The following is a 25,660-nucleotide window of genomic DNA, read 5'->3' as shown; positions in this document are numbered from 1 at the left end:
CACGCTGGAGTTTTTCCGACAGTTAGCCTGGCCGGGTGAGCTACGACCTCGTTCTGCTGCCCTCCGGAGCCGCCGTGTCCCCCGCCGAGGTGGACACGTATCTGACCGCGCAGGACGGCAGACCGGCCGGTGACGCCGTCACCGAGATCGCGGCCGAGCTGGACGAGCGCAATGGCGAGCTGCCCGAGGCGGACAGCTTCCTGGGCTCGCCCGCCGGCGATGGCGTGCTCGGCGACGCCCTGTTCGTCTCCACGCCCTACGACGCCATCGGCCATGTGCGCGGGCTGCTGTTCGAGCTGGGCACCCCGCACGACTACGCGCTGTGGGACCCGCAGCTGGCCTGGCTGGTGGATCCGGCCGAATCGGTCAGGGCCGCCGTCACGCACGGCGGGGCGGGCGAATTCCCGTACCTGACACGGCAACTGGTGGAGCTGTGGATTCCGGAGCTGGGACAGCCCGGTCCGTATCTGATCGCGGAAACCGGAGATCAGATCTACATCCAGACCTATCGGCATCAGGACGGGCATTACGACCTGGAATACCGGGACGGGTCCGCCGACAAGCATTTCGCCGCCACCGCGAACGACCCGCGAATTGTGGCCGATCTCATCTGGGGCTGGGCCACCGGAGATCGTTCGGGATTCGCCGCACTGGATTGGCAGCGTCTCACGTTCTGACCGTCGAATAACGGACAGATTTCAATTTCCACTTCCAACCCCCCGGAATGAAGGCTGCGCACGCGCAGGAAAGCTAGCATTTCGCTAATTGCACGCGGTGTTTCCGAGCTTGTACGCATTACTCACCGAGGCGAGGAGCGAAACATGAAGCTACGCCCGTCGAAGCTACGCCCGTCCTTGAAGAAGGGGACCTTGCGTAAGGGCTTGGCAGTCGTGGCCGGTTTGGCGGCTACTTTCGCTATCGCCGTGGCATTGCACGCCAGCGGGGCCGGAGCCGATATCCCCAGGAACGTTCAACACATTCCCTGCCCGCAGCCGGCGGCGCTCCCCGCGCCGCCGACCTGGACATAACCCGATCCCGGTACACCACTTACAGGGCGCGCCGCCCGGAAAGGGCGCGGCCCAGGGTCAATTCGTCGGCGAATTCCAGATCGCCGCCCATGGGCAAGCCCGAGGCCAGGCGCGTCACGCTCAGTCCCGGGAAATCGCGCAGCATGCGGACCAGGTAGGTGGCCGTCGCCTCGCCCTCGGTATTCGGATCGGTGGCAATGATCACCTCGGTGACATCCACGCCGTCGTCCTGATTTCCGATGCGGGTCAGCAATTCCCGGATGCGCAACTGGTCCGGTCCGATACCCGACAGCGGGTCGAGCGCGCCGCCGAGCACGTGATAGCGCCCGCGGAATTCGCGGGTGCGTTCGATGGCCTGCACATCCTTGGGCTCCTCGACCACGCAGATCATGGTGCGGTCGCGGCGCGGATCGGCGCAGATACGGCACAGTTCACCGTCGGAGACGGTGCCGCAGACGGCGCAGAACCGCACGCCGTCCCGCACCTTCTGCAGGGCCGCCTGCAGCCGGTCGATCTCCGGCGGCTCCACCGAGAGGAGATGAAACGCGATGCGCTGCGCGCTCTTCGGGCCGACGCCGGGCAGCTTGCCCAACTCGTCGATGAGATCCTGAACCGGACCCTCGTACACCTACCCAGCCCCGATCAGAGTCCGGGCAGCGCGCCGCCGCCGAGACCGCCGGCCAGCGGGCCCAGCCGCTCGGCGGCCAGGTTCTGCGCGGTCTCCATGGCGTCGTTGAGCGCGCCGATGATCAGATCCTGCAGCGTGTCCACATCCTCGGGATCGACCACCTTCGGGTCGATGGTCAACGCCAGCACCTCGCCGGTGGCGCGGATCCGGGCGCGCACCAGGCCACCGCCCGACTCGCCCTCGACCTCCGACTCCGCGATCTCCTGCTGCGCGGCCATGACGGCCTGCTGCATCTGCTGGGCCTGGGCCATCAACTGCTGGAAATCGAAACCTTCACCGGGCTGCACGGCGCGTCCTTCCTGGGGGATGGTGATCGCTCCCCAGCCTAGTCGGCGACGCGCGCCGCGCTGCTTGACTCTCCCCTCGCTGGAGGGTGTTCGCTAAGGGCATGACGGTAACGGTTCCGATCGGCGAGTTCTCCCGGCTCACCTACCTGACCATCAAGACGCTGCGGTACTACCACGAGATCGACCTGCTGGCCCCGGTCGTGATCGACCCGGGCTCCGGCTATCGGTTCTATTCGACCGAGCAGGTGGATCAGGCGCACCTGATCAAGCGGCTGCGCGAGCTGAACATGCCGTTGCCGGAGATCAAGGCGGTGATGGCCGCCCCGGATCAGGCGGCGCGGGACGCGGCCATCCGGGCGCATCTCGAGCGGATGGAGGCCGAGCTGGTGCGTACCCGCGACGTGGTGGCCTCGCTCCGGGCGCTGCTGCTGCCGTCGACCGGGATCAGCGTCGAATACCGTTCCGTCACAAGCTATCCGGCGCTGGCCATGACGGCGGAGGTGGCGCGCGAGGACTGCGATGCGTGGTGTGAGCACAGCTACGGAACCATGTACGCGCAACTGGCCGGGGCGAACCTCGCACCCGCCGGACCGGGCGGCGCCACCTACGCGCCGGAGTTCTTCGAATACGACCGGGGCGAAGTCGTCACCTTCGTGCCCATCGACGAGCGGCACCGGGACCGCCTCGACGCCGGGACCGTCCTCGACCTGCCCGCCCGCCGGTTCGCCATCGCCGTCCACGCGGGCCCGTTCACCGAATTCGACCGCACCTATGGCGCGCTGGGCAGCCATGTGGCCGAACACGACACCGCGCTCGCCGAACCCGTGCGCGAGATCTACCTGGTCGGGCCCGGTGACGCCGAGCCCGCCGACTACCGCACCGAAGTCTGCTGGCCCATCGGCCGGCTCTGAAGAAGGAGAGAATCCATGGCACTGTCCCTCGGCAATATCGTCTTCGACTGCCACGACGCCGCCGCGCTCGCGGGCTTCTACGCGCAGCTGCTGGACCGCCCGGTCGACGAGGGCGCGAACGAGCATTTCGCGACCATCGACAACGCCGCCGCCACCCCGACGTTCATGTTCGTCCAGGTGCCGGACAAGAACCCGGGCAAGAACGTCGTGCACGTCGACCTGAGTGCGGGCAGCGCCCTGACCACCGAGGTCGAGCGCGCGGTTGCCCTCGGGGCCAAACATCTCGCGGACTTCGACGAATACGGCGTGAAGTGGGCGACGCTGGCGGACCCGGAGGGCAACTTCTTCGATATCGGCGGCGAGGGCTGACCCCCGCTCGCTAGGCGAGCTCGCGCTTCAGGTTCTCGAGCACCTCGGCCTGGATCTTCTTCAGGCCGAGCGGCGCGAAGATGCCCTCGAAGATGCCGCCGATGCCGCCCGCACCCTTCCAGGTGGTGCGCACGGTGACCAGCGAGCCGGTGCCCGAGGGGGTCACGGTCCAGGCGGTGACCATGGAGGAGTTCGAATCCCGTTCCGTCACCATGGAATCGGAGACCGAGATGGCCGCGCGCACATTGCGGGAGCGCTTCTCGGTGGCCTGCAGCGTCCACTCGGCGACGGTACCGGCGCCCTGGCCGCCCTCGACCACCTTGTAGTCGCGGTAGTGCGCGGAGAGGATCTTGGGCCGCACTGTCTCGTAATCGGCGATCGCGTCGAGGGTGCGCTTCGGATCCGCCGCGACGACGATCGAACTGGAGGCGCTGACCTGTCCCACCATGTGCTCCTTAGTGATTGCGCGGGCCGACCGGCACTCTGCCCTGTTACCGCTCGGTCATGTTACGCCGCATCCGGGTGCGCCGGTTCGCTGCGCGGTGTCGGGTCGGCCACCTATCCTGGTTGCACTAATGCGGGGGAGGACGCGGTGATGGCAATGAGCAGTTGTGCCGGGCGGACGCGCAGTACCGCAATTCGCTCCAGCCGCAGGGCGATGCCAGCGGGCGACCGTGGACGGCCGACCGCATTCGCAAGCAGTCCTACGCCACGGCGCTGGCCTGCGCCCGGTATCGGCAGCAGTCGGAGTTCCTGACCGTCGAACTCGGGCTGTCGTCGACGCTGTCGACCTACCGCTGGGACATGTCGGACAACGTGGTGATCATGAATCAGCGCGGCTCGAAAACCCCGGCGCTGCTGTTCGAGCGCGGCAAGTCCCAGTATTCGGATTTCACCCGGGAATTGGCGGTGAGGTTCAACCAGGCGCAGCCGGTGCAGCTCAGTCGCGACGCCGATCTGCGGCCGCCGAGCGAGCCGACGATCGGGCAGGTGCGCAGACTGCTGGAAGACCTCGGCCTACCCCTGCCCGCCGTGTATACCGACGACGACGTCATCGAGATCGTGGAATACGCACTGCGCCCGGTGAATACGTTCTAGCCGGTGAGCAGCAGCCCCGTGGTGGCGGCGGCGGTCGCGGCCACCGCGAGCACCAGGCCGGTCAGCAGGAACCGGCGCATGGGGACCCGTACCGCGTGGGTGCGGCAGAACTCCAGGCACAGCAGCGTGGCCAGGGAGGCCCACGGGGTGATCACCGGGCCCGCATTGGTGCCGATCAGCAAGGCCAGCAACTGGTTCCGCTCACCCGGGGAGATCACGGCCTCGCCCGCGGTGTAGGCGGGCAGGTTGTTGACGACATTGGACAGCGCCGCGCCCGCACCGGCGGCCCGGAACACGCTGGGACCGCTGGAGTCCTGCCCGATCAGATGACCCATCACCGTCGACAGCCCGTACGCGGACAGCGTGGGCACCACCAGGAACAGCCCGGACACGAAAACCAGCAGCTGCCAGGGGAACAGCGACAGGCGCAGCGCCGACCGGTCACAGATGGCGAAGGCCAGTACCGCGATGGCCGCGGCCACCGTGGCCGCGATCCCGATCCGATCCCCCACGAACGGAATGGCCAGCACGAACAGCACACACGCGCCCCCGGACGCGTACAGCAGCACCCGTTCCCGCAGATCCGCCGGGCGGATCGGCTCCGGCACCACATACCGGTCGGCCCCGCGCTGCGACCGCCGCCAGTACCACCACCACAGGCACAGCATGGTCACCGCGATCGAAAGCAATTGCGGCAGCCACATTCTGGCCGCGAAACCGGTCGCGTCCAGCGCCACCCGATCCGCCGCCAGCAGATTGGTCAGATTCGACACCGGCAGCAACAGGCTTGCCGTATTCGCCAGCCACAGCGTCGTCATGGCCAGCGGCAGCGGCGGAATCCGCGCCGGCCCCGCCAGCGCGATCATCACCGGCGTCAGCAGCACCGCCGTCGTATCCAGATTCAGCACCGTCGTCGTGGTTGACGCGAACAGCACGCACAGCAGGAACAACCCGACATAATTCCCACCGGCAATGATCGCCAGCCGATGCGCGATCACATCGAACACCTTGGCCCGCCGAGCCAGATTCGCCAGCACGATCACACTGCCCAGAAACAACAACAACGGCGCGATCCGCCGCATGTTCTCCGCCGCCTCATGCCTGGGCAGCAGTCCCGTTGCCACACAGAGCAATCCAACAATCAGCAGCCCGATCCGGACCGAATCCAGCACACTGGGCCGCCATGCCGTGGGCACAGCATCGCCTTCGACCAGCTTATCCACGCGTCCGCCTGGAGCCTTGTCGGCGGCTACCCACGATCTCAGCGGCAGCCCCGAGGACGGCAGCCCTTTGTTCGGCCCGCACCCCGTTCAGCGCGATCTTGACAACGAAGATCTCCGCGAGTGCTTTGGCCGTCGGGGCAGAAATGCCCATCGCCACGGTAAGTAGTAAGGCGTTCATGGGATGGGACCCAGCTGTTCGGGCATTGGCCAATGATCGCAGGGTTGGGGGGAGGGTCGCAGCGGCTGAGAACTGTCGCACGGCCGAGAATTGCGAAAGAGGGCAATTCGATTGGCCTCGGGACGCTTTCGATGGCGGGATACTGGCAGGGTGACGCTCGGTTCGGCCGCACCCTGTCGTCCGCCGATGTCCCCGCCGATCCCGAAGGCTTGCAGTCGCATATCTATGGCGCGGTCACCGAGCTCATCGACCGGCAGACCCCCGCACCAGATCTGATCGTGGTGAGCGGTGACCTCACCGAGTCCGCCCATCCGGCCGAATTCCGCAAGGCCGTCTCGTTTCTCACGGGACTGCGGGTCCTGCTCAAGCTGGAACCCGACCGGTTGGTCGTAGTCCCGGGCAATCACGACATCTCCAGACTCCTCTGCCGGGCCCACTTCCTCGACTGCGAGGCCAACGACCGCCTCCCCCGGCCGCCCTACTACGCGAAACTGCGGTTGTTCGAGCGGATGTTCAACACCCTGTACCGCGGACTCGACAATCTGGTCTTCGATGTCGGCCAGCCCTGGACCCTGTTCCCGGTGCCCGAATTGCGGCTCGCGGTGGCCGGTCTGAACTCCACCATGGCCGCCACGCACCGCCCCGAGGACGACTACGGCTCGGTGGGCACCGAACAGCAGGACTGGTTCGCCGAGCACCTGCGCGCCCCGAAGGCGCAGGGCTGGTTCCGGCTGGGCGTCGTCCGCCACGATCCCGCTCCCGGCCCGAACGTCCTGCGGCAACGACGGCAGCGTGCGGCTCTGGGACGCCGCGACCGGGCGGCTGGCCCAGCGCGTGCAGGGCAGCGCGGGCGGGCTGATCACCCTGGAGTCCGGCGTCTTCAGCCCGGCCCACCCCGCCCAGCTGGTGACGGTGGGCAATGCCGGGCGGCTGCGGGTGTTCGATATCGACGCCGCCACCGCGGAACGCGACATCACCGTCGATTCCGCCCCGGTGTGGGCCATCGCCTACGACCCGACCGCTCGCTACATCGCCACCGCCAATGACGACGACACCGTCACCCTGTGGACCCGCGAGACCGGCGGCGAGCACGCCGTCGGACAGCACGGTGCGGATCTGGAGTCTGACTGGCGGTCCCCCGCTGCACCGGCTGGACCTGCACCGCGGGCGGCTGTGGTGCGTGGCGGCGGATCCGGTGTCGGGCACGCTGGCCACGGCGGGCGACGATCTGGTCATCAACCTGTGGGACATCACCTCGGGACGGCACCTGCACACCCTCTACGGCCATCGGAACCGGGTGCGGTCCTTGGCTTTCGCCCCGTCGGGCCGGCTGCTGGCCAGCGCCGGGAACGACGGTTCGATCATGCTGTGGTCGCTGACGGATCCGGCCGCGGCTCCGCAGCCGCGCGGCACCCTGCTCGGGCTGCCCGAGGGCTGGGTGGCCTTCACACCGGACGGCCGCTACAAGACCGAGGGCCTGACGGCGGGCCAGTTCTGGCACGTGATCGGATTGTGCCGTTTCGAGGCGGGCGAACTGGATCCGTATCTGCCGCAGATCCGGCAGATGGAGCTCGACGACCCGCTGTAAAGGGCTCGGCCGCACCGTAACCCAATTGTTAGCTGAAGTAACAATCATCACGCCGGGGACGGGAATACCCTCGCTACACGGCAGGTCGCACCCGCCGACACGCATGCAAACTGTGTGTGAAAACCCGCCCCGCCGGTGCTCCCCTGCTGGCCGTACCGGTCGGTGCACGCTAGGTTTCCGAAGGTGGCAGTGAGTCTGTTGGGGAAGGCCGGCCGCGCATCGGCCGCACAGGAATCAGGTTTCGCCGCGCATCGGGCCGGAGTCGATCGCCTCCTGGCCTCGTACCGCGCCATCCCGCCGGATGCGAACGTACGGCTGGCCAAGAAGACGTCCAACCTCTTCCGGGCCCGGGCGCGCAGCACCGCACCCGGCCTCGATGTCTCCGGTTTGACGCAGGTCATCGCGGTGGACCCGGCGGCCCGCACGGCCGACGTGGCCGGCATGACCACCTACGAGGACCTGGTCGCCACCACCCTGCGCTACGGGCTGGCTCCGTTCGTGGTGCCGCAGCTGAAGACCATCACCCTGGGCGGCGCGGTCACCGGACTGGGCATCGAGTCCACCTCGTTCCGCAATGGTCTCCCGCACGAATCCGTGCTCGAGATCGATGTGCTGACCGGCGCCGGTGAGATCATCACCGCCACCCGGGACGGCGAACACGCGGATCTGTTCCGCGGATTCCCGAATTCCTACGGCACGCTCGGGTACTCGACCCGGCTGAAGATAGAACTCGAACCGGTGCTGCCCTACGTGGCATTGCGGCACATACGGTTCCACGATCTGCGGGAGCTGGAGGCGACGATGACACAGATCATCGCCGACCGCTCCCACGACGGCGAACCGGTCGACTACCTCGACGGCGTGGTCTTCACCGCCGACGAGAGCTACCTCGTCCTGGGCCGCCAGACCGACGAGCCCGGCCCGGTCAGCGACTACACCGGCATGGACATCTACTACCGATCCATCCAGCACGATTCGGCGCGGCCCAAGCGCGATCGGCTGACCATCCACGACTACCTGTGGCGCTGGGACACCGACTGGTTCTGGTGCTCACGGGCATTCGGGGCGCAGAACCCGCGGATCCGGCGCTTCTGGCCCCAGCAGTACCGGCGCTCCAGCTTCTACTGGAAGCTGATCGCGCTGGACCACCGGTACGCGATCGGCGACAAGATCGAGGCGCGGCACGGGAATCCGCCGCGCGAACGGGTGGTGCAGGACATCGAGGTGCCCATCGAGCACACCGCGGATTTCATGGAATGGTTCCTGCGCGAGATCCCCATCGAGCCGATCTGGTTGTGCCCCTTGCGCTTGCGCGACAACCCCGCGGAAGCGCAGGACGCGGCCGAACGTCCCTGGCCGCTCTATCCGCTGGAGCCCGGCCGCACCTATGTCAATGTCGGTTTCTGGTCGGCCGTGCCGACCGTGCCGGGACAGCCCGACGGCGCGGCCAACCGTGCCATCGAGCGCAAGGTATCCGAACTGGATGGTCACAAATCCCTGTATTCGGACTCCTACTACGGCCAGGATGAATTCGCCGGCCTGTACTACGGCGGCGACACGTACTCCACCCTCAAGAAGCGCTACGACCCGGATTCTCGTCTGCTGGATCTGTATTCGAAGGCGGTGCAACGCAAATGACCACGTACAAGGACCGTTCCGACGTATTCGCCGAGCTGGGAACCAAACTCAGCATTGCCGAGATCTTCGAGACCCTCCTCGACGGCCCGGTGCCGATCCGCCTGACCTGTTACGACGGCAGTAGCGCCGGACCGGAGGACTCGGAGTTCGGCCTGGAGATCACCACCCCGCGCGGCGTCAACTTCATCGCCACCGCGCCCGGCGACCTGGGCATGGCCCGCGCCTACATCTCCGGCGACCTGATCGCCCACGGCGTCGAACCCGGCGACCCCTACGAGCTGCTGAAGGCCATGGCGGGTATGAAGTTCCGCCGCCCCACCGCCCTGCAGCTGGTGGTCATCGCCCGCTCGCTGGGCTGGGAACTACTCAAGCCGGTGCCCCCGCCGCCGCAGGAGGCCATGCCTCGCTGGCGGCGCATCGCGCTGGAAGGCCTGCGGCACAGCAAGACTCGTGACGCCGAGGCCATCCACCACCACTACGACGTCTCCAACACGTTCTACGAGTACGTGCTGGGCCCGTCCATGACCTACACCTGCGCGGCCTACGAGGACCCGGCCTGGACGCTGGAGCAGGCCCAGGAGAACAAGTACCGCTTGGTCTTCGAAAAGCTGAACCTGAAGCCCGGCGACCGGCTGCTCGACATCGGCTGCGGCTGGGGCGGCATGGTGCGCTACGCCGCCAAGCGCGGCGTGCGGGTCATCGGCGCCACCCTGTCGGCCGAGCAGGCCGAGTGGGCGCAGGCCAAGATCGCCGAGGAGGGCCTGTCCGACCTCGCCGAGGTGCGCCACAGCGACTATCGCGACGTGCGCGAGGGCGAGTTCGACGCGGTCTCCTCCATCGGGCTCACCGAGCACATCGGCGTGCACAACTACCCCGCCTACTTCGAATTCATCAAGTCGAAGCTGAGGGTGGGCGGCCTGTTCCTCAACCACTCCATCACCCGGCCGGACAACACCCGCATCACCAAGGCGGGCGACTTCATCGACCGCTACGTCTTCCCCGACGGCGAACTGGCCGGCTCCGGCCGCATCATCTCCGAGGTCCAGAACGTGGGCCTCGAGGTGCTGCACGAGGAGAACCTGCGCCGGCACTACGCCCTCACCCTCGCCGAATGGTGCGACAACCTGGTGAAGAACTGGGACGCCGCCGTCGAGGAGGTCGGCGAGGGCACCGCCAAGGTGTGGGGGCTCTACATGGCCGGCTGTCAGCTCGGCTTCGAGCGCAATGTGGTGCAGCTGCACCAGATCCTGGGCGTCAGGCTCGGCGCGGACCAGGCCTGGACCGTGCCGCTACGCCCCTGGTGGAACGCGTAGGAACCCTCGTAAGACGAAGCAGGCGTGCGGCTTTCGCCGCACGCCTGCTTTCGCTGCTACGAGGACAGGCCCGCCACCGGAATTCCCAGGCGCGCGGTCATCCACGGGAATGACGAGGTGAAGGCCGCCGCCGCGAACTGCCAGGTGTGCCCGCCCTCGGTGGTGTGCACCGTGCAGTTGATATTGACCTGCTGCCCCTGGGCACAGAGCGCCTCGGCCGCGCCGACCTCGCCGGTGTCGTAGACGCCGTCCTTGCCGCCCATGCCGACCTTGCTCTCGTCGATCGACTGCTGCTGCATGTAGGCCTTCGCCTTGGGGTCGGAGGCCATCTTCTTCTGCCACGCGGGCGGCGTCAGATCGTCGAACAGGCCGACCGTATCGGCATACGGGCCGTGCTTCTGCATCACGGTCGTGGGATCGAAGGCCGCCCAGGCCTGCTCGCTGCCGCCGAAGAGCCGCTTGACGGTCTGCTCCTTGTTGCCCGCGGCCGGACCGAGATCGCCCGCGATATCCACGAAGGTGCCGAACAGTTCCGGATGCATGGTCGCCAGATCCACCGCGCAGGTCCCGCCCATGGACCATCCGACGATCCCCCACTTCGCGGGATCCGCGGACGCGCCGAAGGTCGATGCCACATAGGCGGGAACATCATTGGTGAGGTGGTCGGCCGCGTCGCCGCGCGGGCCGTTCACGCATTCGGTGTCGTTGTTGAAACTGCCGCCGGAATCGACGAACACCAGGATCGGCGTCCGGCCGTTGTTGGACTTCGCGAAATCGTCCACGCTGGTCATGATCTGACCGCTGCGCACCCAGTCCGCCGGCGTGTTGAACTCGCCGCCGATCATCATGACCACCGGCAGGGTGGGCGGCTTGTCGCCCTGGAACCAGGCCGGTGGCAGGTAGACGTATTCGGTGCGGTGATTGAAGTGGCTACCCGATTCCGGAATGTCCACCGGCACGATCCGCCCGGTTCCCACATTCGTGTTCCGCAGCGACGCCAGCGAATCCAGGCTGGTCTGATGCGGCAGCGGTTCCGCCGTCACGGCAGCCCACGCCGCGTTCGCGGTCGGGTAGTACCCCACCCACTGATTCAGCACGACACCCACGTTCAGCACAGCCGCCGGCACCGCCAGCACGGCCACGATCCGCTGCCACCAGCCACCGGTTCGGATGCCGACCACGGCGGCGGCGAGCGCCGCCCCCGCCAGGCCGATCGCGACCCACAGCAGCACCGGCGCCGGATCCGACGCCAGCCCCTCGTCGTTGGTGTACATCCAGGAGGCCCACACCACCCCGATCGCGAACACCACGCAAACCGGCACCCAGAGCAGCCACCACCGGCGGGTGAATCGCGCGAACGCCACCACCAGCAGGAAGATTGCGACGAAGGTGATCACCTGGGGCAGCCAGCCGTGCAGCAGTGAAACCCCGTGGTGGAAGCCGCCCCCGAACCCGGTCTGGGTCTGTGCGGGCAACTGCGGTGCCGGAGGCACGGCGGGCGGGGACTGCAGCATCGTCGTCACAGGCACGTCGGCGATTCTCGACACCATTCCTCGAGAAACCCTGTGAATAGGCTGCATGAAGCCTGGATGCTGGGCGAGCTCGCCCGAATTCGCCGGTTGCATCGGCGAATCCGCTGTTCAGAGCAGCGAATCGAGAAATCGGCGGGGCAGCTCCGCCGCCTCGGCATCGGCGTCCAGCGGCATCTCGTGGCGCATGGTGCGCAGGATGTTCACCACGCCCGGCCCGGCATCGAGCAGCGGCCGGGACCAGCCCAGCCCGGCGCAGCGGACCACCACCGGGGTGAGCACCGCGATGGACTCCCCGAGCCAGCCGGAGACCGACAGGCATTCGGCCAGCAGCAGCGCCGCGTCGAGTTCGGCGCGCGGCCGGTGTTGTTCGCGGATGCGCGAATACAGGGCGCGGGCGCGCTTGACCGCGGTGTCGTCGGTGCCGAGCGGGGCCAGGTCGTCGGTGGCGCGGTCCTCGCCGCGGTAGTGGCGGGCCAGCAGGGCACGGATGGTGGCGATCTCCTCCGCCTCGGCGGCCAGCGCCGCCGCGCCGGTGGCGTGCCGCAGCGCGCGGGCCATCGGATCGGTGACCAGGCCCGCGGTCAGCGCATCGACGGGCAGGCCCAGCCGCAGGCGCTCCGCCCGGACCTGGGCGGCCAGGCGGGTGAGCCGGCGGTCGGCCGCGATGCGCGCTCCCTCGTCCAGGCGCGCCGCGGCGGTCTCCAGGTCACCACGGACCGCCTTCACCCGGGCCCCGCTCACGAAGATGGTGACCAGGAAGTCCACCGGGCCGACCCGGGCGGTCAGTTCGTGGCTCTGATCCAGCAGCCGCTCGGCGCTGTCGAGATCACCGCGCCGGTAGGCCACCTCGCCCAGCAGCGCGGCCGCCACCCGCGCCGAGTTCGAGCGGGAACCCGCGCGGTCGCGGGCGATCTGCCACGCCTGCTCGAAACACCGGGTGGCGGTGTCGATATCGAGCTGCTCGTAAGCGGCGTCGCCCTGCGCGCAGCGTCCGAACACCTCGCCCAGCGGATCGGCCGACCGCACGTGATAGGGCGCGGCCCACTCCTGCATGTCCCGGACGCCCTCGAAGTCGAAGTCGCACAGGCGCACGAAGGAGGCCAGATTCGCGGCCGTCGACACCGTCCACGCCGGGAGGTCGTCGGCCAGCTTCAGGCATTCGGTGATCTTGTCCAGCACGCCTTCGGTGCGGTCGCGGGCCACCTGATCGGCCGCGGCCAGCACCGCCGCCTGACAGCGCTGGTTCACCGCCTCGGCGTCGTCGGTGCCACTGCGCGCCAGCATGTTCGACAACCGCCCCAGCGCGGTCCGGGCCGCACCGGACTGCTGCAGGTTCACATTGGCCCGGGCCAGCGCCATCAGCAGCTTGGAACGCGAAGTCACCTGCTGCACCGGCAGTTTCGACACCGTACCGAACAGGGTCGCCAGCCGGGAGCTGTCGATCAGGTCCATGCCGCCCTTCTCGACCAGGTCCAGCGCGTACTTCAGATCGGTGGCGGCCAGCGCGTGATCCACCGACTGCTTGATCAGATTGTGCTCGGCGAACCAGCGGGAGGCCTTGCCGTGCAGCTTCTTCAGCTGCCCGGGCTGGGCCCGGTCCAAGCGGGCGCGCAGGTGCTCGGCCACCATCGGCTGCATCTGGTACCAATTCGGATCGTCGGCGAGCCGGTGCACGAACAGTTCCCGCCGCTCGGCCTGATCCAGCAGATCGGCAGCGTCCTTCGCGCCGGACAGCGCCTCGGCCAGGGAGGCGTTCACGCGTTCGGGAACCGCTATGGCACTGAGGAATTCGAGCATGCGCGGCTCGATGGTGTCGAGCACGTTCTCGGCGAGGTACTCGCGAATCGCCTTGTTGTCGCCGGAGAGTCCGGTGATCAGCCGGTCCACGTCGCGATCGGCCGACCGCAGCGACAGTCCGGCCAGCTGGATCGCGGCGGGCCAGCCGTCGGTGGCGGTGTGGATCTGCTCCACCTGCCGCTCGCTCAGTTCCAGCCCCAGGCGCTCGACCAGGATCTGCCGGGTCTCCGCCTCGGTCAGCCGCAGCTGACCGGATCCGATCTCCACCAGTTCGTCGGCCACCTGCAGACGGCTCAGCGGCAGCCCGGCCCGCTCCCGGCTGGTGATGACGAAACGCAGGTCGTGCGAACAGTTGTCGAGCAACGACTCCATCACCCGCTGCGCTCCCGCGTCGGTGATCCGATGCCAGTCGTCCACCACCACGACCACCGGGCTCCCGCTCGCGTGCACCTCGTCGATCAGCGCCGACACCGCGTACGGCACCGCCTCGGCGGGCCGCTCCTCCAGCAGCTGCTCGAGCCCCGCGCCGATCTCCGGCCGCACCTTGCGGATGGCGGCGATGATGTGGGCCAGCAGCCATACCTCGTTGTCGTCGTCGCGGTCGATGCTGATCCAGGCCACCGCCACCCCGCGATCGGTGAGCTCGGCGCACCACTGCGCGGCGAGGGTGCGCTTGCCGAATCCGGCCGGGGCGTGGATCACCGCCAGCCGGCGGCGACCACCCGCGCGCAGCGGTTCCAGCAGCCGGGGGCGTGGTATCGGCTCGCGCGCCGGGGTCGGGGGCAGGAATTTCGTTGCGGCCGTGGGCGGCAGCGTATTGCCGACGGCCCCGAACTCGGTGGTGCCGGAGGCCGCGAACACGGCGCTGGGATTGCCCTGCGGCCGCAGCGTCAGCGAGTGGGTACGCGGGGCCGTGACCACGGTGTGCGTGCGCCGGCGCGAATATGTCCGGGTGGCAGCGGAATCCGTGCCGTCCACCCCGGGCTGTTCACCCTCGAGCAGCGCCATCTCGTCCGGGACCTGCCCGTGCTCGCCTTGCACGGTCCGCAGCAGCTCCCCGAATTCCACGGCGCTGCCAGGCCGATCACGCGGATCCGGCGACATGGCCGCCTCGATGGCCGCCGCCACGTCGGGCGGAATCTCGAGCTCCCGCAGATCCGGCACCGGCTGGCTGGTGATGCGCAGGAACTGCGCCACGATCTTCTCCCCGGCCTGCCGTTCGAAGGCGGCGTGACCGGTCAGCAGCGCGAAGAGGGTGGAGCCCAGCCCGTACACATCCGAGCGCACGGTCGGCTCGTCACCCTTGAGCACCTCGGGCGCGGTGAACGCGGGCGAACCGGTGATCAGACTCGTCGAGGTGCGGAAACCTCCTGGGATACGGGCGATTCCGAAGTCGGTGAGCTGCGGTTCCCCGTAGCGGCTCAGCAGCACATTCGCCGGTTTCACGTCCCGGTGCAGCACTTCGGCCCGGTGCGCGGTCTCGATGGCCCCCGCCAGCTTCACCCCGACCCGCACCGAATCCGTCCAGGACAGCGGACCGCTGTCCCGCACCACCTGTTCCAGGGAACCACGGGTGGCATAGGGCATCACGATGAAGGGCCGCCCGCTGGGCGTCACATCCACCTGCAGGATGTCGACGATGTTCGGATGCCCCGACAGCCGGCCCATGGCGTGTTCCTCACGCAGGAACCGCTCCCGGCTCTCGTCGTCGATCTCGGTGGAGAGCACCTTGACCGCCACCACCCGGTCCAGGGCGCGCTGGGCACAGCGGTACACCACCCCGAAACCACCCCGGCCGATCTCCTCCGCGTCGAACAGGCCCATCGCCTCGAGCTCGTCGTCGAGGGTCATGGGAAGGTAGGACTGCGTGGAGTCTTCGGGAGGGGCCTGCTCACTCCGCGAGCCGCCCGGGCGCGCCTGTGGATTCATCTGGACCTGCCTCCGGTGTTCTCCCGCGCATCTTCCAACGTAGCGCGGACCGCACGGGCGTGTGGACCTTTCACTCAGCTCCGGGCGTCCCGTCCGGTCCTCTTCACACACTTGTAAAACACCCGGCCCGGGCCGCGTATTCGCGACCCGGGCCGGGTGTTTCAGCGCTGGAGCGCCGTTGTTACTTGCGCAGCGAAGCCGGAACCTCGAAGCGGCTGCCGAACTTGGCGGCCAGCTCGTCGGCACGGGCCACGAAGGCTTCCTGTCCACCCGGGTAGCCCACGATGAACTGGTGGGTGCCACCGGTCCAGGCCGGGAAGCCGATGCCGAAGATCGAGCCGATGTTGGCGTCGGCGGTCGAGGTCAGCACGTTCTCGTCGAAGCACTTCTGGGTCTCGATGGCCTCGGCGAACAGCATGCGGTCCTCGAGGTCCTGCAGGGTGACACCCTCGGGCAGCGCCGTGGAGGTCTTGAAGGTGGAGCGCAGCTCCGACCACAGACCGGTCGCCTTGCCGTCGACGTAGTCGTAGAAGCCCGCGCCGCCAGCCTTGCCCTTGCGGTCGAACTCGCCCACCAGCTTGTCGAGGATCTGCGCGGTCGCGCCCGAGGCGGCGTCGATCTCGCCACCGGCGGCGATGATCGCCTCGGCGGTCTCCTTGTAGATCTTCTGCATGGTGGTGAAGTTCAGCTCGTCCGACAGCTTCAGCGGCGCCGCCGGGTAGCCCGCCTGCAGACCGGCCTGCTCGATGGTCTGCGGGTCGATGCCCTCACCGAGCATCATGATGGCCTCGTTGATGAACTTGCCGATCACGCGCGAGGTGTAGAAGCCGCGCGAGTCGTTCACCACGATCGGGGTCTTGCGGATGGCGAGGGTGTAGTCGTACACCCGGGCCAGCGCCTCGTCGGAGGTCTTCTCGCCCTTGATGATCTCGACCAGCGGCATCTTGTCGACCGGCGAGAAGAAGTGGATGCCGATGAAGTCCTCGGCCCGCTTCACGCCATTGGCCAGCAGGGTGATCGGCAGGGTCGAGGTGTTGGAGCCGAGCAGCGCGTCGGCGTCCACGATGTCCTCGATCTCGCCGAAGACCTTCGCCTTGAGCTCCGGGTTCTCGAACACGGCCTCGATGACGAAGTCCACGCCCGCGAAGTCGGCCGCGTCGGCGGTCGGCTTGATGCGGTCGAGCAGGGTCTTCGACTTCTCCTCGGTGGTCTTGCCACGCGAGAGCGCCTTCTCCTCGAGCTTGACCGAGTAGTCCTTGCCCTTGTTGGCGGCCTCGATGGTGACGTCCTTGAGGACGACGTCGATGCCGGCCTTGGCGGTGACGTACGCGATGCCCGCGCCCATCATGCCCGCGCCGATCACGCCGACCTTCTTGATCTCACGCTTCGGCACGTCCTTCGGACGCGAACCGCCGTTGTTGATGTGCTGCAGGTCGAAGAAGAACGCCTGGATCATGTTCTTGGCGACCGGACCGGTCAGCAGGGACACGAAGTAGCGCGACTCGATCAGCGAGGCGGAGTCGAAGTCGACCTGCGCGCCCTCGATGGCGGCGGACATGATCGCCTTGGGGGCGGGCATGTTCTGGCCCTTGAGCTGCTTGCGCAGGTTGGCCGGGAAGGCCGGCAGGTTGGCGGCCAGCGACGGGGTGGAGGGGGTGCCGCCCGGGATCTTGTAGCCCTTGACGTCCCACGGCTGCACGCCCGCCTCGGGGTTGGCCTTGATCCACGCCTTGGCGGCCGGGACCAGCTCCTCGACGGAGGCGACGGTCTCGTGAATGAGGCCGGTGGCCTTGGCCTTCTGCGCGTTGAACTTCTGGCCCTGCAGCAGCACGCCCATCAGGCCGTTCGCGATGCCGAGCATGCGGGTGATGCGGGTGACGCCGCCACCGGCCGGAAGCAGGCCCAGGGAGACCTCGGGCAGGCCCAGCTGCACGGCCTTGATGTCGGCCGCGATGCGGTGGTGGGTGGCCAGGGTGATCTCCAGGCCGCCGCCCAGGGCAGCGCCGTTGATGGCCGAAACCACCGGCTTGCCAAGGGTTTCCAGACGACGCAGGTCGTCCTTGATGAAGGTCAGTTCCTCCATGATGGCCGCGGCGTCCGCCGGGGTGGTCTGCATCATGTTCTTGAGGTCACCGCCGGCGAAGAAGGTCTTCTTCGCGGAGGTGATGACGACACCGGTGATGTCGTCCTTCTCGGCGACCAGGCGGTCCACCGTGGCCCGCATGGAGTCCTTGTAGAGCTGGTTCATGGTATTGGCGCCCTGGTTCGGGTCGTCCATGGTCAGCACGACGATGCCGTCGGCGTCCTTTTCCCAGCCGATCATGTTCTCGGTCATTGTTTTCGATTCTCCTGAAGATGAAAGTCGGTGGGCGTCAGACGCGCTCGATGATGGTGGCGACACCCATGCCGCCGCCGATGCAGAGGGTGACCAGCGCGTAGCGCGCGTTGCGGCGGTGCAGCTCGTCGACCATGGTGCCGGTGATCATGGCGCCGGTGGCGCCCAGCGGGTGGCCCATGGCGATCGCGCCACCGTTGACGTTCAGCTTCTCGTCCGGGATGTTCAGGTCCTTCTGGAACTTCAGGACGACGGAGGCGAAGGCCTCGTTGATCTCGAACAGGTCGATGTCATCGACCGTCAGGCCCGCCTTGGCCAGCGCCTTGTGCGCGGCCGGGGTCGGACCGGTCAGCATGATGGTGGCGTCGGCGCCGGAGGTGGCGGTGGCAACGATGCGGGCGCGCGGGGTCAGACCCGAAGCGGCGCCGGCCTCCTCGGAGCCGACCAGCACCAGCGCGGCGCCGTCGACGATGCCGGAGGAGTTACCACCGGTGTGGACGTGGTCGATCTTCTCGACGTAGGTGTAGCGCTGCATCGCGACGGCGTCGAAGCCGCCCATGTCACCGATGCCGGCGAAGGCCGGGTTCAGCTTGCCCAGGTCGGCGGCGGTGGTGCCGGGACGCATGTGCTCGTCGTTGTCCAGGACGGTCAGGCCGTTGATGTCCTTGACCGGGACGACGGAGCGCGAGAAGTAGCCGTTCTTCCAAGCCTGCTCGGCCAGGTTCTGCGAGCGGACCGCGTAGGCGTCCACGTCGTCGCGGGAGAAGCCCTCGATGGTGGCGATCAGGTCGGCCGAAATGCCCTGCGGCACAATGTAAGCGTTGTAGCTGGTCCACGGGTCCATGAACATGGCGCCACCGTCGGAGCCCATCGGCACGCGGGACATGGACTCCACGCCACCGGCCAGCACCAGGTCGTCGAAGCCCGAGCGGACCTTCTGGGCGGCCATGTTGACGGCCTCGAGGCCGGAGGCGCAGAAGCGGTTGATCTGCACGCCGCCGACGGTGTCGGGCAGGTTCGCGGTGAGCACGGTGGTGCGGGCGATGTCGGCGCCCTGATCACCGACCGGGGAGACGACGCCCAGGATGATGTCCGAGATGCGGTCCTCGTCCAGGTTCGGGAACCGGTTCCGCAGCTCCTCGACCAGACCGGTGGTCAGGTCGATCGGCTTGACCGAGTGCAGCGAGCCCTTCCGGTTCTTGCCGCGCGGGGTGCGGATGGCCTCGTAAATGTAGGCCTCTGTGGTCATATCGGAGTTTTCCTCTCTTGGGTGCGCCGTCACCGCGTTGTGCGGGCAGTGCCATGGCTATAACCTCGCCGACCGGCCCCACGACCGATCGCCTAGACGCTGTACAAACAGCGTCCCGAGCAGGCTCGTTGACGCTCCGGTAGCCCGTACGCCCGGGCCATACCTTAGAACCTCGCGAAACCGATACTCACGGCCACCCGATCATAGTACCGAACTATGCGAACTCCGGTTAACTTAAGTTGCCCCGCAGGGGAACTGTCAACCCTCGAGAGGTGTGGCCCCCAACTCCGACCGCAGCAGTGCTAGCGCCACCTCATCCGGGTCGCGGCGCTCCTCCGGAGGCACCGGCTTCGCCGACTCCTCCAGCATCTCCCGCTCCTCCTCCGGCGTAGTAGCAGGTGGGACGCCGTCATAACCTACCGGTGAGTAGTCCCCCGGCCCCGGATCGTCCGGAAGATCCGGCCCGTCAGGCAGCGGAATATCGTCCTCCGGCGGCGCGAACCGGGCACTGTTCGCATCGAACGGATCCCCGCCCGCCGGACCCGGATCCGCGGGCGCCGGAGCGGCGGGCGCCGCGGGTGTGGTGCTCCCCCACCCAGCGGCCGCCGCGGGCTCGGCGACCGGTGCGGCCGCGGCCGCCTTGGCCTGACTCGGGCGCGAGAACTTCGGTGCGGCCTTCTTGGGCGCGGGCTGCCCGCCCGCCGGGGCCCGCCCCGCCGCCGCCTTGGCCGCCGATCCGCCACCGGCGGCCGGTCCCCCGACCTCCCACCGCACATCGTGGTCGCGCCCCAGCACGGCCCGGACCGCCGACCGCACCGCGTCCAGGTTCTGCGGCTGCGACAACCGCTGCGCCAGCGGCGCGTGCAGATGCGCGAAGACGATCGTCTCCCCTTCGACCCGCGCCACACTGGCCCCGGTCAGCAGGGCCTGCACCGCGGCACCGAAGTCCCGCACCTTGGCCCGGATATCCGCCCACGCCGCCTCGATCTCCTGCAGCACGGCGTCACCCACGGGCGCGGCGGCCGCCGGAGCAGCGACCTCGGCCGGTGCCGCGACCGGCTCGGGCGCGGGGACCGGCTCCGGCGCGGGAGTCACGACCGGCTCGGCCTCGGCCACCGGCTCAGCGACCGGCGCGGCCGCGATCGGATCGGCAACCGGCGCAACGGATTCGACCGCCACCGGCGCGGGCACGGGGTCAGGGGCGGCCGAAACCGGCTGCGGCGCAGGGCTTTCCGCTACCGGGGTCGCCGCAACCTGCGGTGCGGCGCTGCCCACCGGGCTCAGCTCAGGCGGCCGGACCGCGGTGCCGCCGGTGACGGCCTGCGGTGCGGGATCAGCGGCCTGCGCCGGCGCGGATGCCGTCTCGGCGACGGGAGCTGCCGGCGTGCCGGACTTTTCGGCGCGCAGCGCGGCCAGGGCCGCGGCTCCGCGCCGGCGGTTGTCGCCGCCGGCCGGGGGTACGGCGGGAGCGGCGGACGAGGCCGCGTCCTGGGCAGCCGGGGCGGCCTGCGCCTGCTGTGGGGCGGCCGGGATTGCGCCGCTTGCCATTCGACGCTCGAGCAGCTCGAGGCGCTGGAGGGTGGCGGTTTCAGCGTCGGAGGCGGCCGGGAGGAGCATGCGGGCGCTGATGACTTCGAGCAGCAGGCGGGGGTTGGTGGCGCCGCGCATGTCGCCGAGGCCCTCGTGCAGGAGTTCGGCGTGCCGGGCCAGGGTGGCGGCGCCTAGCCGCTCGGCCTGGGAGCGCATGCGGTCGATGACGTCGCCGGGGCCGGTGACCAGGTTGCGGTCGGTGGCGTCGGGGACGGCGCGGAGCAGGATCAGGTCGCGCAGCCGCTCGAGCAGATCGGTGGCGAAGCGGCGTGGGTCGTGGCCCGCCTCCACCACGCGGTCGATGGTGCCGAACAGGGCCGCGCCATCGGAGACGGCAAGTGCCTCGATGGCGTCGTCGATCAGGGCGACATCGGTGACGCCGAGCAGCGAGACCGCGCGCGGATAGGTGACGCCGTCGGGGCCCGCGCCCGCCAGCAGCTGGTCCAGCACGCTGAGGCTGTCGCGCGGGGAGCCGCCGCCGGCGCGAATCACCAAGGGGTACACCGACTCTTCGACCTGCACCCCCTCCTGGTCGCAGATCTTGCCGAGCAGTCCGCGCATGGTGGCGGGCGGGAGCAGCCGGAAGGGGTAGTGGTGGGTACGCGAGCGGATGGTGGGCAGCACCTTGTCCGGCTCGGTGGTGGCGAAGACGAAGATCAGGTGGGCGGGCGGCTCCTCCACGATCTTGAGCAGCGCGTTGAAGCCCGCGGTGGTGACCATGTGCGCCTCGTCGACGATGAAGACGCGGTACCGGGATTCGGCCGGGGCGTAGAAAGCGCGGTCGCGCAGTTCGCGGGTGTCGTCCACACCGCCGTGGCTGGCGGCGTCGAGCTCGATGACGTCGAGATTGCCGGATCCGCCCGGGCCGAGCGCCACGCAGGACGAGCAGACGCCGCACGGCTTGGAGGTCGGGCCCTGTACGCAGTTCAGCGAGCGCGCGAGGATTCGCGCGGAGGAGGTCTTGCCACAACCGCGCGGTCCCGAGAAGAGATAGGCATGACTGATCCGCCCGGTGTCGAGCGCGATACTCAGGGGATCGGTGACGTGCTCCTGACCCACCACTTCAGCGAACGTTGCCGGTCGGTACTTCCGGTACAGAGCCACGGGGAGAGGTTACCGGGGCGCACCGACAGGCGGTGCCGCGCCGCCGGGCCGGTCGTCGGGTACGCCGCTTGTGTCCGGCCGTCCACTCGAACTATGGCGTAAATCACACTCATTCCCGAGGCCCGGTCAGAACCGACCGTCCCGAACGGATATCTCGACAATTCCCACAGCAAATTCTTAGCGTGTCCATAGCGGCCATTTGTCCAGGACCCCGGACCTGCTACGTCACCAGATACAGACTTACGTTCTGTTTCAGCTCCAGAGATCCGACATAACGATCCAGTCAATCGATGGGGCAAGATCGCAATCGCTTGGCTACCGTGGACGACGGCAACTTCGGTAGCCAAACCTTCATCAGGTTGGTCGCCCCGGCCGGTCCCTCATCCCGGCCGGAGCACAACCAAATCCCCCGGAGGACATGCCTCGTGCAGTCGTGTGACGACATCGCCGCAGCCTGGCTCTCCAGTACCGAATTCGCCGGCGATTCCGCCGCGGTCGGACTGCTCAGCCGGGCGATCAGCCCGCACGATTACGACATCCGGCGCGACTCCCTACCCGTGTCCGCCGCCGCCGATCCGGCCACCGCGGGCGCGATCCTGGAACTGCTGCAGCGCGGCCAGGTGCCGACCCTGGCGGCGATCCACACCCTCATCGTGCAGAACGACATGCGGGCCGAGGCCGACCGCATCGAGCGGCTGGGCCGGCGAGCGCAGCGCAGCATCGACGATTTCGGACGGGTGCTGGCGAAACTCACCGACAACTATTGGATCACGCACGGCACCGGCCCGACCCGGCGCGACATCCTGCTCTCCGAACCGGCGATCGCCCTGATCCGCGAGCGGGTGGGCGATATCCCGCCGACCGCCATCAAGCATCTGTGGCTGATCGAGCGCGCCCAGCGTGCGGGCTGGATCGCCTACAACGCCGCGCCCCGATCCCTGTGTGCCGGAAGGCGCTTCCATGCCGCCCGGTACGGTAACCGGGTGTCGCTGCGCCCGGTGAACACCATCGGCACGCTGGTGGCGGCGTATCTGCGGGACCAGGTGGCCGAGCAGGGCCGCCCGCCGCGCTGGTCGGTGCTCGCCTACGAATTGCGCGATGATCGGGGGCGCCGCGTGTTCAACGACACAGCCGACGCCCGGGTCCAGCAGCAGTGGCTGGTGACCGCCGAATGGATGGCGCTCGACGACGGCAATCCGGTCCCCGGCCCGCGCGGATTGCGCGCGCTGACCAAAAAGGTCAAGGATCGTCGCAGCTAGGGCTGTTAACGGCAGGTATCCGAAGCCTCATTTTTGTAACAGCGCCTTAACGTGAGGATTCGGTAACTTCCACGCAACGCGATCACCGCGTGGAAGGAGTTACCGCATGACACCTCATCTCGACCCGGCGGCGACGGCCTGGCTGCTGGCCGCCACGGCGCTGGTGCTGCTGATGACACCCGGACTGGCGATCTTCTACGGCGGCATGGTGCGGTCCAGCGGTGTGCTCAACATGCTGATGATGAGCTTCATCTCGATTCCGCTGGTCGCGGTGGCGTGGCTGCTGTTCGGGTACAGCCTGGCCTTCGGGGATGACGCGGGCGGCGGGATCATCGGCGATCTCGGGCATTTCGGGCTGGCCGGAATCGATCCGAACACGCTGCACGTGGTGGACAACAAGAGCGGGGCGGCGGTGCCGGAGCTGTTGTTCGTCACCTTCCAGCTGACCTTCGCGATCCTGACCGTGGCGCTGATCAGCGGCGCGATCGCCGACCGCGCCAAGTTCTCGGCGTGGATGATCTTCGTGCCGGCCTGGGCGCTGATCGTGTATGCGCCGATCGCGCACTGGGTGTGGACGCCGGACGGCTGGCTGGCCAAGCTGGGCGCGCTCGATTACGCGGGCGGCCTGGTGGTCGAGATCGCCTCGGGCGCTTCGGCACTGGCCATGGCGCTGGTGCTGGGACCGCGGGTGGGCTTCAAGACCGATGCCATGCGACCGCACAATCTGCCGTTCGTCCTGCTGGGCGCGGGCCTGCTGTGGTTCGGCTGGTTCGGCTTCAATGCGGGTTCGGCCCTGGCGGCCAATGGCATTGCCGCCGCGGTGTTCCTGAACACGCTGGTGGCGGGCTGTCTGGGCATGCTGGGCTGGCTGGTGGTCGAGGCGCGGCGCGACGGCAGGCCGACCACCTTCGGCGCGGCCTCGGGCGCGGTGGCCGGTCTGGTCGCGATCACGCCGTCCTGCGGTGAGGTGAACACCATCGGCGCGGTGATCGTGGGTCTGGTTGCGGGCGTGGTGTGTTCGTTCGCGGTGAGCTGGAAGTTCAAGGGCAACTACGACGATTCGCTGGACGTGGTGGGCGTGCACTTCGTGGGCGGCATCGTGGGCACGCTGCTCATCGGCTTCCTGGCCTCGGCGGTCATGACCGGTGGGCCGAAGGGCCTGTTCTACGGCGGCGGACTGGGTCAGCTGGGTAAGCAGACCGTGGGCGTGCTGACGGTGGCGGCCTTCGCCTTCGGGGTGACCTTCCTGCTGGGCAAGGTGCTGGACAAGCTGATCGGCTTCCGGATCACCAAGGAGGACGAGATCGGCGGCATCGACTTCGCGCTGCACGCGGAGACCGCCTACGCCGAGGGCGTGCACGGGCACGCGCCGAGCCGGATCGCCAAGCCGCACGGGCACTGAGCTATGAGATATTTCGAGCCCCGCTGCGTCTCGCAGCGGGGCTCGAATGCTTGTGCGGTGCGGTTCAGTTCACCTTGCTCGCGGGAACGCTGAAGGTATTGCACTGGAGGGTGCGGTCCTTGTCGTACCCGATCTCGAACCAGCCGCCCATGTTCTGGGCGGTGCCGTGGTCGCGCATGTCGCCGGCTCCGTCGCCGCGGTGATAGGCGTCATTGCGGGCCACGCCGATCTGGGCGCTGGTCAGCGAGCCGCCATTGCCGGAGGACGACAGGTACATGCCGTCGAAGCACTGGGCCTGCAATTCGGTGCGGCGGGACAGTTCCAGGCCGGTGTCGCTGCGGGAACCGGCGTCGCGGCGCTGCTGATGCACCTTGCCGAGAATGCCGGCCTGGGCCTGGACGTGATGGCCGTATTCATGGGCGAAGACGGACAGGTAGACGACCCAGTTGTTGCCGAAGAGATCGGTTTGCAGCTGGCTGATCGGCATGTAGATGGTCATGTCCGCCGAGCAGTAGAAGGCCGCGAAATTGGTGCTGTTCCCGGTGCACAGGGTGGTGATTCCGGTGGTGTCGGCGGACACGTTCAGCTTGGGCGCCTCGAACGGCAGATTGATCTTGTCGAACAACGGTTTCCACGTGGAGTGCAGGCAGTCCGCCGCGGTTTCGAAGAACTTGCGCGCCACCTCGACCTGGGTGCCCCACGGCGTGTAGGCGCACTTGGCCGGCAGCAGCGTGTAATCGGCATTGGTGAGCAGCGGGTTGTCGGCCGTGGCCGCGACGCCGTGGTTCTCACCGGCATCCCCCGAGTAGCTGGTCTTGACGGTCGAGCCGGCATTGATGGAATTCAGGCCGGTGGTGATGGCGGTGCGCAGCAGCACGCCGGTCACCAGCAGGACCAGGATCACCACCAGCACACCGATCCGGCCGCGGCGCGGCGGCGCGGGCCGGGTCATCGGGATCGCGCCGGTCGGCGGGGCGGCGGTGGGCGGCGGCATGGGCGCGCGGTAGGCGGGCCGGGCCGGGTAGCCCGGCGGCTGGCCGTAAGCGGGCGGCTGGCCGTAGCCGGGCGGCGGAAAGCCTTGGTGCGGTGGATATCCCGGCCGGGACGCACCCGCAGCGGGCGGGGGCGGATATCCCGGGCGC

The 25,660-nt window shown here is 68.3% G+C and carries 19 protein-coding genes and 2 pseudogenes; 11 read left to right on the top strand and 10 right to left on the bottom strand.

Annotated features, from left to right (window positions below; translation table 11 throughout):
* Positions 1–35: 35 nt before the first annotated feature.
* Positions 36–677 (top strand): hypothetical protein, encoded by a 642-nt coding sequence (locus ACFXHE_RS29160; RefSeq protein WP_379387630.1) that lies wholly within the window; start codon positions 36–38, stop codon positions 675–677.
* A gap of 370 nt (positions 678–1,047) precedes the next feature.
* Here ACFXHE_RS29160 and recR read toward each other — a convergent pair whose 3' ends face one another.
* The gene (gene recR / locus ACFXHE_RS29155; protein WP_033090831.1) at positions 1,048–1,656 is read right to left on the bottom strand and encodes a recombination mediator RecR; all 609 of its coding nucleotides are present in this window, start codon (positions 1,654–1,656) and stop codon (positions 1,048–1,050) included.
* A 14-nt stretch (positions 1,657–1,670) separates the two neighbouring features.
* Positions 1,671–2,003: a YbaB/EbfC family nucleoid-associated protein gene (locus ACFXHE_RS29150; RefSeq protein ID WP_379387629.1), complete on the bottom strand. Its 333-nt coding sequence runs from the start codon at positions 2,001–2,003 to the stop codon at positions 1,671–1,673.
* 101 nt (positions 2,004–2,104) lie between these two features.
* Between ACFXHE_RS29150 and ACFXHE_RS29145 the strand changes: the two genes are divergently transcribed.
* A complete protein-coding gene (locus ACFXHE_RS29145) occupies positions 2,105–2,914 on the top strand; it encodes a MerR family transcriptional regulator (protein WP_379387628.1) in 810 nt (269 codons plus the stop codon).
* Between the two features lie 15 nt (positions 2,915–2,929).
* A complete protein-coding gene (locus ACFXHE_RS29140; protein WP_379387627.1) occupies positions 2,930–3,283 on the top strand; it encodes a VOC family protein in 354 nt (117 codons plus the stop codon).
* A gap of 10 nt (positions 3,284–3,293) precedes the next feature.
* Here ACFXHE_RS29140 and ACFXHE_RS29135 read toward each other — a convergent pair whose 3' ends face one another.
* Complete coding sequence (locus tag ACFXHE_RS29135; protein ID WP_354838852.1) at positions 3,294–3,728, bottom strand: SRPBCC family protein; 435 nt, start codon at positions 3,726–3,728, stop codon at positions 3,294–3,296.
* Positions 3,729–3,892: 164 nt separating this feature from the next.
* On the opposite strand from ACFXHE_RS29135, the gene ACFXHE_RS29130 reads away from it, so the two are divergent.
* Positions 3,893–4,381, top strand: a complete 489-nt coding sequence (locus tag ACFXHE_RS29130) for a hypothetical protein (protein ID WP_379387626.1) — start codon at positions 3,893–3,895, stop codon at positions 4,379–4,381.
* On the opposite strand, the gene ACFXHE_RS29125 is transcribed toward ACFXHE_RS29130, so the two are convergent.
* A complete protein-coding gene (locus ACFXHE_RS29125; RefSeq protein WP_379387625.1) occupies positions 4,378–5,604 on the bottom strand; it encodes an SLC13 family permease in 1,227 nt (408 codons plus the stop codon). The two genes, ACFXHE_RS29130 and ACFXHE_RS29125, sit on opposite strands and share 4 nt — an antisense overlap.
* A gap of 210 nt (positions 5,605–5,814) precedes the next feature.
* Here ACFXHE_RS29125 and ACFXHE_RS29120 point away from each other — a divergent pair.
* The 5 genes and pseudogenes from ACFXHE_RS29120 to ACFXHE_RS29100 form a co-directional block, all read left to right on the top strand.
* Positions 5,815–6,474: pseudogene (locus ACFXHE_RS29120) on the top strand (metallophosphoesterase family protein); the annotation flags it as partial.
* 100 nt (positions 6,475–6,574) lie between these two features.
* Positions 6,575–6,814: pseudogene (locus ACFXHE_RS29115) on the top strand (hypothetical protein); the annotation flags it as partial.
* 76 nt (positions 6,815–6,890) lie between these two features.
* Positions 6,891–7,370 carry a WD40 repeat domain-containing protein gene (locus ACFXHE_RS29110; RefSeq protein WP_379387624.1) on the top strand — a complete coding sequence of 160 codons (480 nt, stop codon included), beginning with the start codon at positions 6,891–6,893 and terminating at the stop codon, positions 7,368–7,370.
* Positions 7,371–7,559: 189 nt separating this feature from the next.
* Complete coding sequence (locus ACFXHE_RS29105) at positions 7,560–9,008, top strand: FAD-binding oxidoreductase (protein ID WP_379387697.1); 1,449 nt, start codon at positions 7,560–7,562, stop codon at positions 9,006–9,008.
* Positions 9,005–10,321, top strand: a complete 1,317-nt coding sequence (locus ACFXHE_RS29100) for a class I SAM-dependent methyltransferase (RefSeq protein WP_379387623.1) — start codon at positions 9,005–9,007, stop codon at positions 10,319–10,321. Before ACFXHE_RS29105 ends, ACFXHE_RS29100 begins: the two co-directional genes overlap by 4 nt.
* A gap of 56 nt (positions 10,322–10,377) precedes the next feature.
* Here ACFXHE_RS29100 and ACFXHE_RS29095 read toward each other — a convergent pair whose 3' ends face one another.
* From ACFXHE_RS29095 to ACFXHE_RS29075, 5 genes are all read right to left on the bottom strand, one after another.
* Complete coding sequence (locus tag ACFXHE_RS29095; protein WP_379387622.1) at positions 10,378–11,850, bottom strand: alpha/beta hydrolase; 1,473 nt, start codon at positions 11,848–11,850, stop codon at positions 10,378–10,380.
* 111 nt (positions 11,851–11,961) lie between these two features.
* Positions 11,962–15,579: a protein kinase gene (locus ACFXHE_RS29090; RefSeq protein ID WP_379387621.1), complete on the bottom strand. Its 3,618-nt coding sequence runs from the start codon at positions 15,577–15,579 to the stop codon at positions 11,962–11,964.
* A 181-nt stretch (positions 15,580–15,760) separates the two neighbouring features.
* Positions 15,761–17,914 carry a 3-hydroxyacyl-CoA dehydrogenase NAD-binding domain-containing protein gene (locus ACFXHE_RS29085; protein ID WP_379387620.1) on the bottom strand — a complete coding sequence of 718 codons (2,154 nt, stop codon included), beginning with the start codon at positions 17,912–17,914 and terminating at the stop codon, positions 15,761–15,763.
* Positions 17,915–17,951: 37 nt separating this feature from the next.
* Positions 17,952–19,163, bottom strand: a complete 1,212-nt coding sequence (locus tag ACFXHE_RS29080) for an acetyl-CoA C-acetyltransferase (protein ID WP_364621314.1) — start codon at positions 19,161–19,163, stop codon at positions 17,952–17,954.
* Positions 19,164–19,421: 258 nt separating this feature from the next.
* On the bottom strand, positions 19,422–21,857 hold the full coding sequence (locus ACFXHE_RS29075; RefSeq protein WP_379387619.1) for a DNA polymerase III subunit gamma and tau: 2,436 nt from the start codon (positions 21,855–21,857) through the stop codon (positions 19,422–19,424).
* Between the two features lie 425 nt (positions 21,858–22,282).
* On the opposite strand from ACFXHE_RS29075, the gene ACFXHE_RS29070 reads away from it, so the two are divergent.
* Entirely contained in the window at positions 22,283–23,116 is an 834-nt protein-coding gene (locus tag ACFXHE_RS29070; protein WP_379387618.1) for a hypothetical protein, read from the top strand.
* Positions 23,117–23,222: 106 nt separating this feature from the next.
* Positions 23,223–24,518, top strand: a complete 1,296-nt coding sequence (locus ACFXHE_RS29065) for an ammonium transporter (protein WP_379387617.1) — start codon at positions 23,223–23,225, stop codon at positions 24,516–24,518.
* 64 nt (positions 24,519–24,582) lie between these two features.
* Here ACFXHE_RS29065 and ACFXHE_RS29060 read toward each other — a convergent pair whose 3' ends face one another.
* On the bottom strand, positions 24,583–25,512 hold the full coding sequence (locus tag ACFXHE_RS29060; protein ID WP_379387616.1) for a neutral zinc metallopeptidase: 930 nt from the start codon (positions 25,510–25,512) through the stop codon (positions 24,583–24,585).
* Positions 25,513–25,660: the final 148 nt, after the last annotated feature.

The organism is Nocardia sp. NPDC059229 (genome assembly GCF_042754165.1).
GTDB lineage: Bacteria > Actinomycetota > Actinomycetes > Mycobacteriales > Mycobacteriaceae > Nocardia.
Note: the sequence above shows the minus strand (reverse complement) of the source record. Positions and strands in the feature narration are given on the sequence as shown.

What these genes read in the sequence shown, in the direction of transcription:
- ACFXHE_RS29145 (WP_379387628.1), top strand. Translation starts at nt 2,105, where the DNA reads ATGACGGTAACGGTTCCGATCGGCGAGTTCTCCCGGCTCACCTACCTG.
- ACFXHE_RS29140 (WP_379387627.1), top strand. Translation starts at nt 2,930, where the DNA reads ATGGCACTGTCCCTCGGCAATATCGTCTTCGACTGCCACGACGCCGCC.
- ACFXHE_RS29100 (WP_379387623.1), top strand. Translation starts at nt 9,005, where the DNA reads ATGACCACGTACAAGGACCGTTCCGACGTATTCGCCGAGCTGGGAACC.
- ACFXHE_RS29090 (WP_379387621.1), bottom strand. Translation starts at nt 15,579, where the DNA reads ATGAATCCACAGGCGCGCCCGGGCGGCTCGCGGAGTGAGCAGGCCCCT.
- ACFXHE_RS29085 (WP_379387620.1), bottom strand. Translation starts at nt 17,914, where the DNA reads ATGACCGAGAACATGATCGGCTGGGAAAAGGACGCCGACGGCATCGTC.
- ACFXHE_RS29080 (WP_364621314.1), bottom strand. Translation starts at nt 19,163, where the DNA reads ATGACCACAGAGGCCTACATTTACGAGGCCATCCGCACCCCGCGCGGC.
- ACFXHE_RS29065 (WP_379387617.1), top strand. Translation starts at nt 23,223, where the DNA reads ATGACACCTCATCTCGACCCGGCGGCGACGGCCTGGCTGCTGGCCGCC.
- ACFXHE_RS29060 (WP_379387616.1), bottom strand. Translation starts at nt 25,512, where the DNA reads ATGCCGCCGCCCACCGCCGCCCCGCCGACCGGCGCGATCCCGATGACC.